The sequence below is a fragment of the Faecalibacterium intestinale genome (genome assembly GCF_040096575.1).
GTDB lineage: Bacteria > Bacillota > Clostridia > Oscillospirales > Ruminococcaceae > Faecalibacterium > Faecalibacterium intestinale.
Map to the genome: position 1 here is coordinate 14167 of NZ_JBBMEN010000013.1, position 18409 is coordinate 32575.

Consider the following 18409-nt stretch of genomic DNA (forward strand, 5'->3'; position numbering starts at 1 on the left):
CCAAAGCGTTTTTCGCGGTCAATCGTTCGCCTGCCGCGTACAGGTCAAATGGCAAAAAGGCGCACAGTGGCTTTTTGCGGGCCACTGTGCGGCCTTATTCAGTATGCTTTTGTTTTACACGCTCTTAGCGGCGTTCTTATACACGCGGTTCAGTGCCACGGGGTGGAACGCTACGCCGGTAACGGCAGAGGAGACCATCTCGGCATTGCACTGGCCGTACAGCGGGAAGATGACTGCCTGCTCCAGAACGATCTGCTCTGCCTCGTACAAAGCAGCCCAGCGGCCCTCGGGGTCGGTGCACAGATCGCCGGTGGTGCACTCGTCAATGATGGCATCGTAGTCGGCATCGCTCCACAGACCGTAGTTGTTGGAATTGCCGGTCACCCACATACCCAGATAGGTCATGGGGTCGGCGTAGTCGGGGCCCCAGCGGGTCAGGCCGATCTCAAAGTTGCCGTCCTGCATATCCTGCACGCGCTGCTTCTTGGGCTCCACGGTCAGGTTCAGGGTAAAGCCTGCCAGCGTGGTCTCCAGCTGCTCCTTGACGACCTGTGCCACCTTCTGGGGTGCGTCGTCGGCATCCACCACCATGTTGAAGGTGAAGGAGTCCTTGCCCAGCTCGCTCTTGGCCTGCTCGTAGTACTCCTTGGCCTTGTCGGCATCATAAGCGCAGAACTCTGCAAACTTGGTCTGGTCGGCGCTGAAATCGCTGCCGTCGGGGCCGGTGGCAAACTGCGGCGGAACCGCGGTGTAGCAGGGTGCAGAGCCATCCTTCAGCACGTCCCCGGTAATGGCGTCACGATCCAGTGCAAAGGTGATGGCCTTGCGCAGGTTCTCGTTGGCAAGCTCCGGCACACCGTCGATGTTGGGGCTGATGTACCACAGGTAACCGGCGCCCACGCTGGTAAATTCGGGGTCATCCTTGACCTGATCCACCTGCTCGCCGTTCAGCAGGGTCATATCCAGAGCACCGGTCTGGTAGCTCATCAGTGCCTGCTGGCTGTCCTTGATGACCTGATAGGCCAGACCGTCCAGTGCGACCTTAGCAGCATCGTAGTAATCGGGGTTCTTTTCCAGTGTAAAGGCAGTAGCAGCCGGCTGGTAATCCGTCAGCTTGAAAGCGCCGTTGGACAGCACCGTGTCGGGGCTGGTGCCGAAGGTGTCCTTGCAGGTGTTGAAGAAAGCCTCGTTGACCGGATAGAAGGTGGGGAAATACATCAGGCTCAAAAAGTAGCTGACAGGAACATTCAGCTGGACCTCCAGCGTCTTGTCGTCCACTGCGGTGACGCCCAGATCGGTGACAGGCTTTTCGCCGGCAATGATCTCGGCAGCGTTGACCACCTGACCGATATCAGAAAGCATATAGGAATACTCGGAAGCGTTGGCGGGGTCTACGGCACGCTGCCAGCCAAACACGAAATCGGCAGCGGTAACGGCATCGCCGTTGGACCACTTGACATCCCGCAGGTGGAAGGTATAGGTCTTGCCGTCCTCGCTGATCTCATAAGTCTCTGCAATGGCGGGAACTGCTGCGCCGTCGGCATCCATCTGCATCAGGCCGTCGGTGTAATCGGCGATGACCTCAAAGGAGGTGCCGTCGGTGGCGATCTGCGGGTCCAGCGACTGAACCTCGGTCTCCAGCATAATGTTCAGGGTGCCGCCCTGTGCAGTGCCAGCTGCAGAGGAAGCAGTGCCGGAAGCGGAAGAAGCCGCCACGGAGCTGGAAGAGCCGCCGCAGGCTGTCAGAGCCAGTGCTGCGGAGGTAACACCGGCAGCTGCCAGGAAGCTGCGGCGCGAAATACGACGATCAAATCTCATAGATGTTTCCCCTCTCTTCACCGCTTTAGCTTTATACTCTGCTAAAGCGTTGCGTTCTAAAAATACACAAGGGATGTCCGTTCCTCCTTCTGGAACTTTGCACGCCCTTGTGCTATGGATGCATTATACATCCGTGTTTTCCGAAAGAAAAGAGTTTTTTGAAAATTTGTCCTCGTCAAATGCACATTTCTGCGGTTTATCCAACATTTTGCCGGAAGTTTTTCTTGGTTTTTGTATAGTTTTCACTCTTGAGTACATTTCACTTAAAGAGCGTTTCAATTGAAAATCCTTTTTAATTCAATTTTGGCTGTATATTTTCATCTTATTTCTTTCTTTTATTAAGAAAAAGCACCGATTCGCTTTTTCATGTGCAAACCAGTGCTTTTCTTGATTTCTCTTTTTAAATTGTATTTTTGTGGCAAACAGTTTTTTTGATGTCACTCTCAGGCTTCTGCCGCGAGCGTCTCCACCGTGTCATTATAAACGGCAGTGTCCAGCTGCTCTTCGGTAGCGGCCACAAGGGTGGTGGCGGTAGCCGCACCCACAACGTTCGTAGCGGTACGCGCCATATCCACGATGCTGGAGATGGGAGAAAGCAGGATGATGGCTTCCACCGGCAGACCGGCAGCGGCAAACAGCGCCGTTGCGGTAATGGTCGCCGTGCCGGGCACACCGACCGTACCAATGGAAACGACCACAGCCAGCACTACGAGGAAGGCGTACTGCACAGGCGTGTACTCGATGCCCAGCAGATGGATGGTAAACACTGCCAGCAGAGTGGGCCAGATGCCCGCGCAGCCCGGCATACCAAGGTTTGCACCCAGACTTGCGCCAAAGGCGGCAACGTCCTCATTCACACCCAGCTTCCGGGTCAGCTGGTTGACCGTGACCGGGATAGTACCCACACTGCTCTGGGAAGTAAAGGCAACGGTAGCCGCGGGCCAGATGCCCTTGAAGAAGCGGACGGGGCTCAGCTTGCCCACAAACTTGATCAGGGCGCTTTCCACAACAAAGACCTGAATGCCGCACAGCACATACGCCAGCACCAGAACGCTGAGCAGCGGAATAAGATCCGCAGGAGAAGAACGGCTGACCGCACGGGCGATCAGGGAAAGGACTGCATACGGGGTAAAGGAGATCACATAGCTGACCACGCGGCCCATCACAAGGTCGCCGGCATCAATGAACTTTTTAAAGGGTGCCACCTCTTCGGGCTTCTTGGCTGCGATCTTGTTATAGCTGACAGCCACCAGAATGCAGAACACCACAATGGGCACCACCTCGCCGTTGGACCAGTGCGCAGCCAGATTCTGCGGGAACAGGCTGATGACCGTATCCACAAAGGTGGGCACTTCCTTGGCGGTGTAATCGGTGGCCAGTTCATACTGCACCCCGCTGCCAATGTTAGTAGCCACACCGGCGATCAGGGTGATCAGGCTGGCAATGAAGGTGTTCAGCACCAGAAAGAACACGGTCTTGAGACCGATCTGCTTCAGACGGACGGAATTGCCCAGATTGGTGATGCTGGAAATGATGCTGAAGATCAGCAGCGGAATGACCACAGCGGAGACCACATGGGCGTAAATAGTACCTACGGCTGCTACGTAAGTGTGGTGTCCCTTGAACGCAAGACCCACGATCAGGCCAAGACCCACGGCAAGGATGGTACGCACGCCAAAATCAACGTGCTTTTTCTTGTGCAGATAATACAGCAATGCAAAAAATACTGCGGTGAGCGCCAGCGCGCCCAGATCCAAAATTTCGACAGACATAAAACGTTACCCTTTCTTTTGTTTGTTGGTTTACCTCGTTTTCGTCTGACAACACATTCGTCTGTTCATAACTCTCTCCTATTTCTACAAACCTACACGTTATGTATGTTTTGTTGTTTGAAGGGAGTATACTCTCCTTCCGGGCAATTGTCAATAGAAAATTCATATTTTCCTATTTTATTTGTGGGAAAGTCAGGGATAGGCGCTCCGCACAAAAAGGAAGCTGCCGCACCAGATAATGTGCAGCAGCTCCCTTTGCATTTTTATTTTACCGGCAGCCAGACCGTTGCTTTTGCCCCGCAGGGGTGCAGGCGTAAACTATCACTTTTTTAAGAAGGAGAACAATCCCTTCTTTTCGTAGGGCTCACGGCAGATCTCGCCCACCTGGTATCCGGTGCCCTCAATGGCGGCGCGGAGTGCCTTTTCGTCCAGCGGCTCCTTGGAAAGGATCACGGTCCTGCCCTTAGAATGCGAGGACGAGACCTTTTCCACCGGGAACTCACTGCGGATCGTGTCATTGATATGCGCTTCGCACATGGAACAGGCCATGCCGTCCACTTCTACGGTTGTCTGGAACATTTTTGTACCTTCTTTCAGTTTCTTATGACGATCATCGTTTTTCCTTCACATCCTCTGTGCAGGGCAGAAGCAATAGTTAGGATTAGCTAACTTTCGTTTCTGAGAAAAGCCGCCATCCAGCGGCCTTCCCGCCCAAATAATACGCCCTGCGGCTGCATCTGTCAAGGCATCCGGGGCATTTTTGCTGGGACAGCAGCTTTTTTATTTCGGTGCGTCAGACGTCCCGTCTCAGCAGCTCCGTCAGACTGCGGAAGGTCCTGCCATGGCTGCCGGTGACGGTCTCGGCATGGAGCAGACTGCTGAGAACGCTTTCCTCCACGCACTCTGCCACCGCCCGGAACAAGGGGTTGATGGCATCATCGTGCAGCAGGGTCATGGGCAGCAGCGCCTTGTCCGAATAGTGCGGCACCCGGTTGGCAGTGGTAAAGGCGATAACGATCTCGCCGCTGCCGTTGCCGCAGTAGGAGCCGGTGCGGGAAAGCCCCACCAGCGCCCGGTGGCACAACCGCCGCAGCTGCCGCTCGCTCAGGGGGATATCCGTAGCCAGCACCGTGATGATGGAGCCCTTGTCCTCGTGGGGCGGGATGCTGTCGTCCAGCAGCGTATGGATGGGCTTGCCCGCCACGATGAGGTCGTCAAACAGCGCGTGGTTGGAGAGCACCAGTGCACCGATGGTGTACTGCTTGCAGTCCAGCTCCACCACCCGGGAGGCAGAGCCGATGCCGCCCTTGAGCCCGTGACAGCGCATTCCCCGCCCTGCGCCTACGGCACCCTCGGCAAAGTCTGCCTTGCAGTCCGCCAGCGCAGCAAAGACGTGCTGTTCGGTGACATGAAGTCCCCGGATGTCGTTCAGGCCGCAGTCGTTGCACTCGCAGACCACCGGGTTCACGCTGCCGGTGGTCTCGCAGATATCGGGGTTCTTTTCCAGCATATACTTCACCAGCGCGGTCTGCGCCGTGCCCACACTGAGGGTGTTGGTAAACAGAATAGGCGTTTCCAGCGTGCCAAGCTCGTCGATCTGCACAAGGCCGGTGGTCTTGCCAAAGCCGTTGATAACATGGCTGGCCGCCAGCACCTTTTCGTGGAAAATATCTCCCGGGTGCGGCAGCAGCGCCGTTACGCCGGTCTGCACCACACCGTCTGCCAGCGTGCAGTGCCCCACCGTCACGCCCGGCACATCGCTGATCTTATCCAGCGCACCTTTGGGCAGCTTGCCCACCTGAAAACCCCATTCATTTCCCGCGATGCCCATCGTAGTTCCTCCTTGCTTTTTTCTAAGATGTATCATAGCATTTCTCCTGCCAAAAGTAAACCGCTGTAACAGACCGGAAGCAGCCTGAAAAAAGGCTGCCGCACAGGATCTCACTGTACAGCAGCCTTTTGCTATTTTGTAAAAACACCGCCGCAGCGCGGGGTGTTCCATCAGGAGTTCTCAAGCGGGCGGAAGAGTCCCTTGACCTTTTCCCAGCAGGCCACCACCCGCTCCCGCGGCAGGAAATAATTGACCAACAGCGCCACGATCACGCCCACTGCCGTATCAAAGATACAAGTTTTTTTCCGCTAGTAGATCATTTAACGAGACACTCCCGCGCAAAAACAGGACCCCGGAGCCCTTTTTGAGCCATAACGGCTCCGAAAAAGGTTCCGGGGTTTGTGTAATGCTTTTCAGCCGCCCAAAGCGGATTTATTTTCCAAGCACAACGGAGAGTTTGATCTCCTTTTCCGTCTCGCTCAGGTCAAGAGCGCCGCCGTCGGCAACAGTCACACGCAGCTCATAAAGCGTACCGGCGGTAAGCTCCGTCACAGCATTGCCGTCCTCGTCTGTGATCGACCACAGTGCAGAATCGACCTTTGCCAGCCTGCCGTCCGCGCCATAGGCGTAGAGAATCAGACCGGAGGTGCTGCCGGACAGGTTGTTCATACGGAAAGCCACGGTGGTGTTGGGATGTACGTTGCGGACTGTCGCCGTGTTGCGCCAGCTTGCAACGGTGCCTTCGCCGCCGTCCTGCGCAAACTGCCCCTGCGAGAGGACATTTCTTGCAGCCTGATCAAGATCGACCTTGCGGTAGGGCATTTCGGGCAGATAAACGAAACGGTCCTGCAGACGAAGCAGCTCCAGATAGCCTGTCGGGCAGTAGAGCGCGTTGCCGCTGTTGCCGGCATACATTCCAATGGCCATGTTGTTGTAGCCGTACTTGTTGGAAACATCCATCGTGAAAACAGTCTCGCCGGTTTCAAAGTCCAGAATGATGTACTGCCACATCCCGGTGGTCACATCCTGCACATAGCCGTAGATATAGCCCGTTGCGGTGGAAAGCTTCATGATGGAAGTATCGCTCAGGTCGTTCCGGCTCCAGATGCTCTTCATCTCGTAGCCGTTTGCGGTCTTTACGGTGTCCATGCGCTCAATGCCCGGGGCGATCATGACGTTGCCCTTCATGAGCCAGTTCTGGTCGTAAATATTGGCGTAGCTCTGGATGGAGGAGTCGTTGTTGGGGTCCGCCAGACCTGCATTGCCCGCGCCAAACCAGTTGCAGACGATGGTGCTGACGGTTCCATTGCCGTCATCATAGACGATGGCAGAGTTCTCAACGGCTACCTGATAGCCCTCGGGCAGGTCATCCAGCACCGGGGCGCTTGCCACGACCTCGCCGGTCTTCATATCGAGTGCAAGAAGGTTTACGATATCCTGATTGTCGGTGAACAGCACAAGGTTCGGTGTCAGTGTGGGAGAGCAGCCGCCGCCCCATGCAAGACCGCCGCCGGTGGTCTTATCGCCTTCGCCGCTCACCTTTGCGCCTGCACTCTCATAGGGCGTGCACCACACAACGTCTACGCCTTCTTCTGCGCGCAGAAGATAGCAGTTCTGGTTGGTCAGGATCACCGCGCCGTCCTTGGAGGCGGCGATGCCGTTCTCGGCACCCTCGCCGGGGGTCAGCTCGTGGACAAAGACAGCCTTTGAAAGGTCTGCCTGCTCACCGTTCAGGATGGCATCAATGGCAGAACGGGCAATATAGCCGATGACGCCCTGCTGCTGGCGCTGCGGGCAAATGCGGAAGCCGCCCGTTGCAAACCAGAGGTTTCCGTCATAGTCAAAGACCACGGACAGAAGATTCTGCGTCAGTTCTTTTCCAAGTGCAGCCTCGGCAGCCGCCTTGATATCAATGTCCAGCACCTTTTCAAATTCCGGCAGCACATTGCCGTTTTCGTCCGTTGCGCGGAGCATCAGCACATGGTTGTTGCTCGTGGGGCAGACGATGCGGTTGGACGCGTCCATGAAGGTATAGGAGCTTTGGATGACGTACCCGCCGCCGTCATGCTTCTTCGGGGAGAAATAGCCGAGCGTCTTTGTCTCCTCGGCGTTCAGGTCGCGGATGGCAATGCCGCCCAGCAGCGGCACAACAGCATGACCGTAGCTGTCAAAATAGATGGCGGGAGAAGCATTTGCATTCGTTGTCTCGTAGGAAACGTTGATCTCGGGATAAATGCCCAGCGGCAGGATCTCATCCGTCGAGTCGGTGTTATAGCCATCGTGATGAATGTTTGCATCGCTCTTGGCCATATAGGGGTTTTCCTCCACCTGCTTGGGGTTCAATGCCTTTACCGGCAGCGTCGCAGAGGTCGTCTGTGCAGAAGAGGGCTGCACCGCAGCGGACGGTGCAGCGGGCTGCGAAGCTGCGCCGCTGTCTGCGGGCGTCTGCGTACCGCCGCAGGCGGCCATGGACAGGCACAATGCTGCGGTCAGCGACAAGCTTAGCGCAGAATGGATGATCCTTTTCTTTTTCATAAACCGTTCTCCTTGTTGTATTCGTTGCGGTCAGGCCGGCGCTGCTCTGCCGGTTTTTTTTGATCCAGCCAGATGCAAAAACCCTGCCGCAAGGCGGCTTTGGTCACCGGCTCCAGCAGAAAGTAGTCTGCACGCAGCCGGAAGGCATGGAGCGAAAAATCCAGATCGCTGCACCAGATAACACGTGTTTGGGGACAAAGCGCGCGCAGATGCTCTACTGCATTCAAGCCGTCGACACCCGGCAGGGCGATCACGGCGTTTGTCAGCGGCTCGCTGCGTGCGGTTTCAAAAAAACTTTCCTGATCGTGGTAACAGTCCATTTGGGGAAACAAACAATGCTCGGCGCAGAACTGCAAGATCTGCTCTGTCAGAAAAGCTTCCTGCGCCCTGCTGTTTGTCAGCACGGCGATTCGGTACACAGCTTTCCTCCTTTCTCTTCTTCCCTTATTGGGGGCTTCTGTCTCCAGTATACGGACAGGCGCGGTCTTTTCAAGGTATCTGGCACGAAAGCACTGTTTCCGTCACGAAATCCCGTTTTCTGCTGCGACAGAACCGTGCAACTGTGCTATAATCAGGATGAAAGAGTTTATAAAGGAGGTTGGAAGCTATAACAATGGCTTCTTGGTACAGCATGAGATTTGCGATCGTTGACGACCTTGATACCGAGCGCACGCTGCTGAAGGAGCGCTTAGCGCGGCAGCTGCGCCAGCGCGGCACAGAAGCAGAGCTTTTAGAATTTGACAGCGGCGAAGCTTTTCTGGCGGCAGAAAAAGAGCGGCGCTTTACCGCCGCATTTCTGGATATTTACATGGAAGGCTTAAGCGGCATGGACGCGGCAAGGGAGCTTCGGAAAACAGATACGGACTGCCTTCTGGTTTTTACCACCACCTCGACAGACCATGCGCTTGAGGGCTTTCAGGTGCGGGCATTTCATTATCTGGTCAAGCCATTTTCCGAAACCGAGCTTTCCGGTCTGCTGGATGAAATGCTCTCAAAGCTCCCGCGCCCGGAGCCGATCCTGACGGTGAAGGTGGATGGCAGCGACATCCGTTTGCGCTATCGGGACATCATATCTGCCGAGCATTTCGCCCACATGATCAACATCCGCACCACTGCCGGCAAAACGCTTGCCACACGCCAAAGCTTCAAGGCATTCACAGAGCCGCTCAAAAAAGACCCGCGCTTTTTCGTCTGCGGCCGCGGCGCGATCATCAATATGGAGAATGCTGCCGATTTTCAGGATGCCGCCTTCTGCATGACGGACGGCAGCCGTGTCTATGTCAGTCAGGAGCTTTTGAAAGCAGCCCGGCAGGCGTTTATGGAATTTCTGCTGCAAAGGGGGCGTGTGGGTTGAAGGACATTCTGCGCCCGCTCCTGGAGCTTACTGTTGTGTTTCCCGGCCTGCTGCTCGCGTATTTTCCGGTGCGCTCCTATCTGAAGCAGTCTCCCGCAAGGCTTGCCGCATGGGCGGTGCCGCTGCTGCTCGGGCTTTGCCTTGGCGGCGGACTGCTCTGCTATCATTTCTGTCTCTCCACCGCGTTCCCCCTGCTGCTCATCACGCTTGCGGCAATTTTTCTGTATCTCAAAACGCTGCGGGTCTCTCTCTGGAAATCCGGGACGATCGCGCTGGCGGTCTGTGCGGTGTTTGCGTGCCTGAACAGTCTGTCCCGTGCCGTCGGCGCGGCGATCACGATCCGGCTGCAGCTGCCGTCGGACAAGCCGTGGTTCTGCTTTAGTGCCTGCATTTTTTATAATATGGTCTGCTGGCTGACCGCAGCAGCAGCGTATTATCCCGCCACCCACACAGTGCGCACCATGGTCGAGGATGAAAACTTTGCGCAGACGTGGTACGTGTTCTGGGTGCTGCCGCTGGTGTTCATCCTGCTGAATCTTTTTATGATCCCGCGCTACCAGATAACGCTTCGGACAGGGCGGGTGCTGCAGGTCTACATTGTTATGAGCATTGCCCTTTTGTTCCTGATGTTCCTGTTCAACGCGATCTTTCTGCTGATGGCAAACAGCCTTAACCGGAACGCGAGATTGCAGCAGGAGAACCAGTTTCTATCCATGCAGCAGCAGCGCTATGAAAGCCTGAAAGCCGCTATTGAAGAAGTCCGGCAGGCGCGGCACGATATGCGCCACCAGCTGAATCAGATCTCTGCGCTGGCCGAAGCAGGCGATCTGGATGGCCTGAAAGCTTACCTTGCAAAAACCGTCTCCCGGATCCCGAATCTGGATATGAGTTTCTGCGAGAACCGTGCGGCAGACAGCGTCGTTGGCTATTACTGCACCCTTGCAAAGCGCGAGGGTATCCCCTTCCGTGCCAAGCTCGACTTGCCGCAGGCGCTTCCTGTGGACGAGATCGATACGTGTCTGGTGCTGTCCAATCTTCTGGAGAATGCATTCGAAGCCAGCCTGCGCACCGCACCTGCCCGGCGGCAGATCAGGATTACCGCGTATGTCCATGCCGAGCGGCTGCTTCTGGTCGAGGTGGAAAACGCATTTGACGGTGAAGTCAACGAAAAAAGCGGAGTTTTCCGCTCGTCCAAGCGAAAGGAAAACGGAATCGGCATCCAGTCTGTCCAGCATATTGCAGAAAAGACCGGCGGCGCAAGTACGTTCACCTATCAGGATGGCGTTTTCTCCGCCAAGGTCATGCTCTGCGGGTAATGGCGTCCCATCGTGCAGGGGCAGGCATCCCGTCTGACGCAAAACGCTTCGCCATTAAAAAACCGCGAGGATGCGTTCATAAAAGCGCTTCCTCGCGGTTTGATCTTTTATAGGTTTATTTTATAGCATTGTGCATTTTTACGCACAGGCATAAGTCTTAAACAGCGTACCCCTTATTCTTGATGACCTCCACGACCTGAGAGACATATTTCTGGCAGGTGTCGTGGTCGGGAGCTTCCACCATCACACGCACAAGCGGCTCCGTGCCAGACTCACGCACCAGAATACGGCCGGTATCGCCCAGTGCTTCTGCAACGGCCTTGACAGCCTCCTGCACCGCCGGGTCGTTCTGTGCGGCTTTCTTGTCAGTCACACGGACATTCTCCAGAACCTGCGGGTAAATCTTCAGGGGCTCAGCCAGCTTGCTCATAGGCAGCTTCTTGGCCAGCATAACTTCCATCATCTTGAGACTGGTCAGGATGCCGTCACCGGTGCTGGCGTACTTAGAGAAGATGATATGACCGCTCTGCTCGCCGCCGATACGGCAGCCGTTCTTCGCCATGTACTCGTAGACGTACTTGTCGCCCACAGCAGTCTTAGCGTAGCCAATGCCCTGCTCATCGAACGCCTTGTAGAGGCCAAAGTTGGACATAACAGTCGTGACCACGGTGTTGTTCATCAGCTCGCCGTGCTCCTTCATGTAGCAGCCGTAGATGTACAGAATGTGGTCGCCGGTGACAACATTGCCCTTCTCGTCCACGCACAAGCAGCGGTCGGCATCGCCATCGAAGGCAAAACCGACATCCAGACCATTCTCCACCACGAACTTCTGCAGACCCTCAATATGAGTAGAGCCAGCGTTGTTGTTGATGTTCAGACCATTCGGCTTGTTGTTGATAACATAGGTATCTGCACCCAGAGCATCGAAAACGCTCTTAGCGATATTCCAGCTTGCACCGTTGGCGCAGTCCAGACCGACCTTGACCCCTTTGAAGGAATAGATGCCCAGCGAGATCAGATAACCCATATAACGGTTGCGGCCTGCCACATAGTCCACCGTACAGCCGATGTGCTCGCGATGGGCAAAGGGCAGCTCCGGCCAGTCCTTATCAAACACATGGAGCTTGCCGTCGATGTAGTCCTCCACCAGCAGCAGAGTCTCTTCGGGCATTTTCTCGCCGTAGCAGTCGATCAGCTTGATACCGTTATCGTAGTAGGGGTTGTGGCTGGCAGAAATCATGATGCCGCAATCGAAATCGTCCACGCGGGCAATGTAAGCCACAGACGGCGTAGTAGTGACGTGCAGCAGGTAGGCGTCTGCGCCGGAAGCGGTCAGGCCAGCAACCAAGCTGTACTCGAACATATAGCTTGAGCGGCGAGTGTCCTTGCCGATAACAATACGGGCAGGCTCGCTGTTGCCATTGCGCTTGCGGAGCATATTATAATACCAGCCAAGGAAGCGGCCAACCTTGTAGGCGTGGTCGGCAGTCAGATCAATACCAGCTTCACCACGGAAGCCATCAGTTCCAAAGTACTTTCCCATTTCTTGATTACCTCGTTCCCAAAAGTGAACTTTTAATAGTGTATATGCTTTTCCCCGTCGCATGATGCTACCTGCAAAAAAGCATTGTCATCCGCATAGTGCATCGAATCAGGGACACTGTGAATCTAGTATAGCACAATTCTTGAAGCAAATCACCCTTTCTGCAGATTTTCTCCCTGCAGACACACAAAAACACCCTTCCTCTCACGGAAACCCGCAAAAGGAAGGGTGTTGAACTCATTATCCTGTTGTCATACCGATCACAGCATATTCACACCAGCAAAGCCGGTATCAGCCGTTATTCAGCACGGCACCTCAAGCACTTTTGAGCGTAGAGCTGTGATTAGCAGTTCTCAGCGAAGTACTTAATGGTACGGACCATCTGAGAGGTGTAGGAGTTCTCGTTGTCGTACCAAGACACGACCTGAACCTGATAGGTGTCGTCGTCGATCTTAGCGACCATGGTCTGGGTAGCGTCGAACAGAGAGCCGTAACGCATACCGATGACATCGGAAGAAACGATCTGATCCTCGTTGTAGCCGAAGGACTCAGAAGCAGCAGCCTTCATGGCAGCATTGATAGCTTCCTTGGTGACATCCTTGCCCTTGACAACGGCAACCAGCAGGGTGGTAGAACCGGTGGGAACGGGCACGCGCTGAGCAGAGCCGATCAGCTTGCCGTTCAGCTCGGGGATGACCAGGCCGATAGCCTTAGCAGCACCGGTGGTGTTGGGAACGATGTTCTGTGCGCCAGCACGAGCACGGCGCAGATCGCCCTTGCGCTGAGGACCGTCCAGGATCATCTGGTCGCCGGTGTAAGCATGAACGGTGGTCATGATACCGGAAACGATGGGGAAGGTCTTGTTCAGAGCGTTAGCCATGGGAGCCAGGCAGTTGGTGGTGCAGGAAGCAGCGGAGATGACCTGATCCTCAGCGGTCAGGGTCTTCTCGTTGACGGAGTAGACGATGGTCTTCAGATCGTTGCCTGCGGGAGCAGAGATAACGACCTTCTTTGCGCCAGCCTGGATGTGAGCCATGCTCTTCTCCTTGCTGGTGTAGAAGCCGGTGCACTCCAGAACGACGTCAACGTTCAGCTCGCCCCAAGGAGCATCCTTTGCGTCCTTAACAGCGTAGATCTTGATCTCCTTGCCGTCGACGATGATGGAATCCTCGGTGGACTCGACAGTGTGCTTGCCCTCGCCGATCTTGCCGCAGAAAGAGCCCTGAGCAGTATCGTACTTCAGCAGGTGAGCCAGCATCTTGGGGCTGGTCAGGTCGTTGATTGCGACGACCTCGTAACCCTCAGCATCAAACATCTGACGGAAAGCCAGACGGCCAATACGACCGAAACCATTGATAGCAACTCTAACAGCCATTGTAATAGTACCTCCTAATTATTTTACCCATAATCGGATAAATCACGGTATCTTTATTGTAGACCAAAACCGGCAAACTTTCAAGTGTCTGCTAAAAAATTAACAACACAATTTCATCTTTTTTGGCTTTTGTACGATTTTATGCACCCTTCCACAAAGCTTTTGTTCAATTACACCAAGGGTGCACAGCCGTTTTGTCAGTTATTTCCAGCTTTTTCCTTTCCAATGCAGGCAAGCCCCATACCGCCGATGCAACACAGTGCAAGGCCGGAAAGCAGTTCCGGCAACACCGCCGCAGCGCCGCTGCCAAGACCCGCTGCCAACAGCAGAAGCACCCGGGGCAGTTCCCAGCACAGGCACAGGCAGAAGGCTGCAAGCGCCGCAGCGTGCAGGGTGCGGCCGTTTTCCGGCTGGGGCAGGTACAGCGTGCGCGCCAGCGCCGCCAGAAACAACAGCGCCGCCAGCTCCTGCCAGACCGCTGCTGTGGGCTGCACCCTGTGCCAGCTGGAGCTGTTCTCCATAAAGCGCATCAGCACGTTCCAGTAAAACAGCGCACTGCCCGCTATGGCCAGTGGCAGACCGCCGGCAGGCGTTTTCCAGCCATCCCCGCGCAGCCAGCTGCGCCCGAGATTGCTCAGCCACACGGCACAGATCACCTCCAGCAGAATGCGTACAAAGGTGCTTACCGTACCGGCAGCGAACACGAACTGCGCCGCGCCGGCAGCCAGCATACACACTGCCCCCGCAAACGCCAGCACGCCTGCCGCCGGGCGGCGGCTGCGCAGCGGCTCCGGGGGCAGCGGGCGGCTGCGGCCAGCCAGCACTGCGGCCAGCACCACAGCGCCCAAGGCAAGATACCGCCACCACACCGCGCCTGCGGTGCACAGACCGGTGGCGGCGTCCGTAGCAAAGGCAAGGTCTGCGCCGCGGCCAAGGCCAAGCAGCACGCAGAGCAGGATAACAACGAACTCTAACGGTTTCATTAACGCTCCTCGATGGGCTTATATTTCTGGCGCACGCCCAGATACTTGTAGGCCGGGCGGATGATACGGTTGGCGAAGATCACCTCTTCCACCCGGTGTGCGCACCAGCCCGGCACACGGGCGATGGCAAACAGCGGGGTGTACAGATCCTCCGAGATGCCCAGCATATTGTAGATCAGGCCGCTGAACAGGTCCACGTTGGCGCACACCGGCTTGGAGCTGCCCTTTTCCTCGGCAAAGATGCCAGGTGCCAGCCGCTCGATGCTGCACAGCATATTGTACTCTTCCTCAAAGCCCTTTTCGTAGGCCAGATGCTTTGCGCGCTGCTTCAGGATGACCTCACGGGGGTCGCTGATGGTGTACACCGCATGACCCATGCCATAGATCAGGCCGGAGCCGTCACCCACCTGCTTGCGCAGGATGCGGCGCAGATACTCGCGCACCTCGTCGTCATCCTCCGGGTTCTCAACGTGCTTGAGGATATCCTGCAGCTGGCGGTTGACCATCAGGTTCGCGCCGCCGTGCTTGGGGCCCTTCAGGGCACCGATGGCCGCAGAGATAGCCGAGTAGGTGTCCGTGCCGGAGGAGGACAGTACGCGGGTGGTAAAGGTGGAGCAGTTGCCGCCGCCGTGGTCTGCGTGCACCAGCAGGCACATATCCAGCAGCTTTGCCTCCTCGTGGGTAAACTTCTGATCCGGGCGGTAGGTGCTGAGGATGTGCTCTGCCGTGCTCTGGCCGGGCTTGGGCAGGTGGAAGAACATACTCTGTTTATCGTAGTAACGGCGCTTCATCTGGTAAGCGTTCACCATCATGGTGGGCATACTGGCGATCAGGTTGATGCTCTGATTCAGGATGTTCTCAAGGCTCAGATCCTCAGCGCGGTCGTCGTAGGAGTACAGGCCCAGCACGCAGCGCTGCAACTTGTTCATGATATTGGGCGAGGGGGCGTTCATAGTGTCCATGAAGCCGTCCGGCAGGGCGCGGGATTCTGCCAAGATCTCGCAGAAATCGTCCAGCTGCTCCCGGGTGGGCAGGCTGCCGAACAACAGCAGCCAGATCACTTCCTCAAACACGAAGCGGTCGTTGCGGTAAGCCTCGTCCACGATTTCGTTGATGTTGACGCCCCGGTAGATCAGCTTGCCGGGGGTGGGGATCACATGACCTTCCTGATCCTTTTTGTAGCCCACAACGTCACAGACGTTGGTCAGGCCGGCCAGCACGCCGGTGCCATCCGGGTTGCGCAGGCCGCGCTTGACCCCCAGCCGCTCGCTGGTCTCCGGGTCGATGTAGTTGTTTGCGATGTACTCCTCGCACAGGGTACGCATGGTCGTCGGGTCCAGCGTTGCCACTTCTGCGTGTGCAAAGTTCATAGGAGTGCTCCTTTCCGTCTCTTACTTTTTATACTTTCCGATCCCGTCCATCCTACGCTCTGATGGACATACTTTTATAATATCGCTTTTGTGCAGTAAATTCAAGCGCTAAGTGCGCACTTCTCACCGCAAAGCGCAAAAATGCAGGTTTTTCTCTGCGCATTTCCCGCCGGTTTGCACGCCGCCGGGCGTATGATGTTCCCAAAACCTGCGTTCCAGGAGGAGGTCTAGTATGAAACGTTCCTTTTTGCTGCTGTGCGCCGTTCTGCTGGTGCTGGGCTGCGCCCTGCCGTGTGCTGCCTACCGCCTTGCCCGCATGACCCTTGCGCAGAGCACCGCTCCGTCCGCAGCAGAAGCATCCTCTGCCGCTTCGGAAGAAGGCAGCGGTCAGGCCACCTCCCCTGCTGACACAGCCGATACCGTCTGCTTTACGGATCAGAGCACCGGGCAGGCGGTGGAGCTGCCGCTGCGGGAGTATCTCATCGGGGCGGTTGCCGCCGAAATGCCGGTCAGCTGGCCGGATGAAGCACTGAAGGCACAGGCGGTGGCGGCGCACAGCTATGCCCTTTACCGCCGGGATCACAGCACGGAGGAAAACGGCGCATGGTTCACCGCAGACCCCGCCCGGCGGCAGGGCTGCCTGACCGATGCGGTGCTGCACAGCTACTGGGGCACCGCCTACGCAGCCAACTACGCCCGGCTTTCCGCGCTGGTGGATGCGGTACAGACGCAGGTGCTGTATTATGGGGACGCCCCCGCCGGGACAAGCTACTTTGCCATGTCCAATGGCCGTACCGAAGCCAGCGAGAACGTCTGGGGCACTGCCCTGCCCTATCTTGTACCGGTGGACAGCAGCACCGACACCGCCGCCGACAACTATGAATACACCCTGAACCTTTCTGCCGCCCAATTACAGCAGCTGCTGGCCGAACGGCTGGGTATTACCGCTGATCTTTCGCAGCAAGCGCAGTGGTTCGGCACGCCGATGCTCACCCCCTCCGGCTATGTAGACAGCCTGCCGGTCTGCGGGCAGACGGTGCAGGGTACCGCCCTGCGCAAGGCGCTGGGGCTGCGCAGCACCTGCTTTACGGTGGTCTGGCAAAGCGGCACCTTCTCCTTTACCACAAGGGGCTACGGCCACGGCGTAGGCATGAGCCAGTGGGGCGCAAAGGCGCTGGCAGAGCAGGGTGCAGACTACCGCGCCATTCTGGCGCACTACTACCCCGGCACGGAACTGCGGGGGTAATAGCAACAGAACAAAGCGGAAAATTTATTTTAAATAAAGTCCTGAATTACGCAATTACGCAAATGGAGCTGCTGCACATCGCTTTGTGCAGCAGCCCCGAATTATGTTCAGATTTTTATCAGCCGAACAGCTGTGCAAACCAGCTTACGGTGGTCTCGGCGGCGGTCTCTACCGTGGTCTCCACCTGCTGGACCGTCTGCTGCAGCTTGGTGCCCTCGGCGTCCTTGAGCGACCAGTAGGTCTGGGTGCTGCTTGCACTGCCGGACACCGTGAAGTCCGATGCAAAGCACAGGCTCTCGCCCGCAGAGTCCGTCACCAGCACCATATAGGTGTAGCTGCCCTCCGGCAGCTCCCCGAAGCGGATCTGGCTGTCCAGCGTGTTCAGAGAGAAAGCGGCGGCATTCACCTGTGCCGCCGCGCTCTGCACAGTCTGGTCAGCTGCGTCCAGAACCGCCACCTGCACACTGGTCAGGGTAGTACCGGTGGCGCTGTTGGCTGTACCGGTCAGCGTCATGCCGCTGCCGGTGCGAAGATTTACCGGGTAACGCACCCCTTCCAGCCGCAGGCCGTCGGCCTGTGCCGCCACGCTGTTATGATCTGCGGTGACGTACCAGTAGCAGGAAGATCTTGCAATGGACACGCTGGAGCTTGTAATAGGGATGCGGCCGTAGCCGATGTTCCCCGCCGGGTCGGAGCAATAGAAAATACCGTTGGTGTAGTCGGTCAGCAGCACCGCATGGGGCTGGGTACGGTCGTAAAGAACGATGCCCTCCGGGTGCTGCTCCAGCAGAGAGATCAGCACCGCCGTTTTGCTTTGCAGGCTGGAGGGCAGGGTGGCGTAGCCCACCTGCATTTCCTTATATGTAAAGCTGTGCGCAAGGCCGTTGGCCCATGCTGTGGAGCGCACACTGTTCTCGGTCACGTTCGTCCAATCGGTCAGCCCGTCAAAGTAGGCACGGCGGCGCAGCATCATGGCTGCAGAAGCCAGCGTGCAGGTGCCGCCCCGGCTTTGCTTGAAGTAGAAGCCTGCGTCCACGTTCAGATCCACTGCCAGTGCAGCGGGCAGACAGGTAAGCAGAAAGGCAAAGCTCAGTATCAGGGTCAGCAATCGTTTTCTCAGGGTGTGCGGTGCGGTGGTATTCACGGTTCGGTATTTCCTTTCTTGTTTCTTTGCGGATCTCATAGGGATCTACCGCTAAAAAGTATACCAGCCTGTAATCCTTTTGTAAACAATCTTCCGTCTATTTTCTCAATATCAACACGTTT

At 56.6% G+C, this 18409-nt stretch carries 14 protein-coding genes; 3 read left to right on the top strand and 11 right to left on the bottom strand.

The genetic code is table 11. From position 1 onward, the window contains the following. Positions 1 to 114: 114 nt before the first annotated feature. The 6 genes from WMO20_RS09465 to WMO20_RS09490 all read right to left on the bottom strand — a co-directional run bounded on the left by WMO20_RS09465 (position 115) and on the right by WMO20_RS09490 (position 8360). Positions 115 to 1818, bottom strand: coding sequence for an ABC transporter substrate-binding protein (locus tag WMO20_RS09465; protein ID WP_349186656.1), 1704 nt, complete (start codon positions 1816 to 1818; stop codon positions 115 to 117). A gap of 443 nt (positions 1819 to 2261) precedes the next feature. Beyond that, complete coding sequence (locus WMO20_RS09470) at positions 2262 to 3590, bottom strand: dicarboxylate/amino acid:cation symporter (RefSeq protein WP_349186658.1); 1329 nt, start codon at positions 3588 to 3590, stop codon at positions 2262 to 2264. Positions 3591 to 3911: 321 nt separating this feature from the next. After that, on the bottom strand, positions 3912 to 4169 hold the full coding sequence (locus WMO20_RS09475; protein ID WP_112091306.1) for a heavy-metal-associated domain-containing protein: 258 nt from the start codon (positions 4167 to 4169) through the stop codon (positions 3912 to 3914). 214 nt (positions 4170 to 4383) lie between these two features. Further along, a complete protein-coding gene (locus tag WMO20_RS09480; protein WP_349186707.1) occupies positions 4384 to 5421 on the bottom strand; it encodes a DmpA family aminopeptidase in 1038 nt (345 codons plus the stop codon). A 432-nt stretch (positions 5422 to 5853) separates the two neighbouring features. Then, positions 5854 to 7956 (bottom strand): hypothetical protein, encoded by a 2103-nt coding sequence (locus WMO20_RS09485; protein WP_349186659.1) that lies wholly within the window; start codon positions 7954 to 7956, stop codon positions 5854 to 5856. Then, positions 7953 to 8360 (bottom strand): response regulator, encoded by a 408-nt coding sequence (locus WMO20_RS09490; protein ID WP_349186660.1) that lies wholly within the window; start codon positions 8358 to 8360, stop codon positions 7953 to 7955. The genes WMO20_RS09485 and WMO20_RS09490 overlap by 4 nt, the downstream gene beginning before the upstream one ends. A gap of 209 nt (positions 8361 to 8569) precedes the next feature. On the opposite strand from WMO20_RS09490, the gene WMO20_RS09495 reads away from it, so the two are divergent. Both WMO20_RS09495 and WMO20_RS09500 read left to right on the top strand, forming a co-directional pair. After that, entirely contained in the window at positions 8570 to 9310 is a 741-nt protein-coding gene (locus WMO20_RS09495; RefSeq protein ID WP_349186661.1) for a LytR/AlgR family response regulator transcription factor, read from the top strand. Next, positions 9307 to 10626, top strand: coding sequence for a GHKL domain-containing protein (locus WMO20_RS09500; protein WP_349186662.1), 1320 nt, complete (start codon positions 9307 to 9309; stop codon positions 10624 to 10626). The genes WMO20_RS09495 and WMO20_RS09500 overlap by 4 nt, the downstream gene beginning before the upstream one ends. Positions 10627 to 10783: 157 nt before the next feature. Here the strand turns inward: WMO20_RS09500 and glmM are convergent, their stop codons facing one another. From glmM to WMO20_RS09520, 4 genes are all read right to left on the bottom strand, one after another. Beyond that, positions 10784 to 12169, bottom strand: coding sequence for a phosphoglucosamine mutase (gene glmM / locus WMO20_RS09505; protein ID WP_349186663.1), 1386 nt, complete (start codon positions 12167 to 12169; stop codon positions 10784 to 10786). 343 nt (positions 12170 to 12512) lie between these two features. Continuing rightward, positions 12513 to 13544: a type I glyceraldehyde-3-phosphate dehydrogenase gene (gene gap / locus WMO20_RS09510; RefSeq protein ID WP_112091274.1), complete on the bottom strand. Its 1032-nt coding sequence runs from the start codon at positions 13542 to 13544 to the stop codon at positions 12513 to 12515. A 197-nt stretch (positions 13545 to 13741) separates the two neighbouring features. Then, entirely contained in the window at positions 13742 to 14527 is a 786-nt protein-coding gene (locus WMO20_RS09515) for a hypothetical protein (protein ID WP_349186665.1), read from the bottom strand. After that, entirely contained in the window at positions 14527 to 15897 is a 1371-nt protein-coding gene (locus WMO20_RS09520; protein WP_112091272.1) for a citrate synthase, read from the bottom strand. Before WMO20_RS09520 ends, WMO20_RS09515 begins: the two co-directional genes overlap by 1 nt. Before the next feature lie 232 nt (positions 15898 to 16129). Between WMO20_RS09520 and spoIID the strand changes: the two genes are divergently transcribed. After that, complete coding sequence (gene spoIID, locus WMO20_RS09525) at positions 16130 to 17143, top strand: stage II sporulation protein D (RefSeq protein ID WP_349186667.1); 1014 nt, start codon at positions 16130 to 16132, stop codon at positions 17141 to 17143. Between the two features lie 118 nt (positions 17144 to 17261). Here spoIID and WMO20_RS09530 read toward each other — a convergent pair whose 3' ends face one another. Next, positions 17262 to 18287, bottom strand: a complete 1026-nt coding sequence (locus WMO20_RS09530) for a hypothetical protein (RefSeq protein WP_316540871.1) — start codon at positions 18285 to 18287, stop codon at positions 17262 to 17264. Positions 18288 to 18409 lie beyond the last annotated feature (122 nt).

What these genes read in the sequence shown, in the direction of transcription:
- WMO20_RS09485 (WP_349186659.1), bottom strand. Translation starts at nt 7,956, where the DNA reads ATGAAAAAGAAAAGGATCATCCATTCTGCGCTAAGCTTGTCGCTGACC.
- WMO20_RS09495 (WP_349186661.1), top strand. Translation starts at nt 8,570, where the DNA reads ATGGCTTCTTGGTACAGCATGAGATTTGCGATCGTTGACGACCTTGAT.
- WMO20_RS09470 (WP_349186658.1), bottom strand. Translation starts at nt 3,590, where the DNA reads ATGTCTGTCGAAATTTTGGATCTGGGCGCGCTGGCGCTCACCGCAGTA.
- WMO20_RS09475 (WP_112091306.1), bottom strand. Translation starts at nt 4,169, where the DNA reads ATGTTCCAGACAACCGTAGAAGTGGACGGCATGGCCTGTTCCATGTGC.
- WMO20_RS09515 (WP_349186665.1), bottom strand. Translation starts at nt 14,527, where the DNA reads ATGAAACCGTTAGAGTTCGTTGTTATCCTGCTCTGCGTGCTGCTTGGC.
- gap (WP_112091274.1), bottom strand. Translation starts at nt 13,544, where the DNA reads ATGGCTGTTAGAGTTGCTATCAATGGTTTCGGTCGTATTGGCCGTCTG.
- spoIID (WP_349186667.1), top strand. Translation starts at nt 16,130, where the DNA reads ATGAAACGTTCCTTTTTGCTGCTGTGCGCCGTTCTGCTGGTGCTGGGC.
- glmM (WP_349186663.1), bottom strand. Translation starts at nt 12,169, where the DNA reads ATGGGAAAGTACTTTGGAACTGATGGCTTCCGTGGTGAAGCTGGTATT.
- WMO20_RS09520 (WP_112091272.1), bottom strand. Translation starts at nt 15,897, where the DNA reads ATGAACTTTGCACACGCAGAAGTGGCAACGCTGGACCCGACGACCATG.
- WMO20_RS09465 (WP_349186656.1), bottom strand. Translation starts at nt 1,818, where the DNA reads ATGAGATTTGATCGTCGTATTTCGCGCCGCAGCTTCCTGGCAGCTGCC.
- WMO20_RS09480 (WP_349186707.1), bottom strand. Translation starts at nt 5,421, where the DNA reads ATGGGCATCGCGGGAAATGAATGGGGTTTTCAGGTGGGCAAGCTGCCC.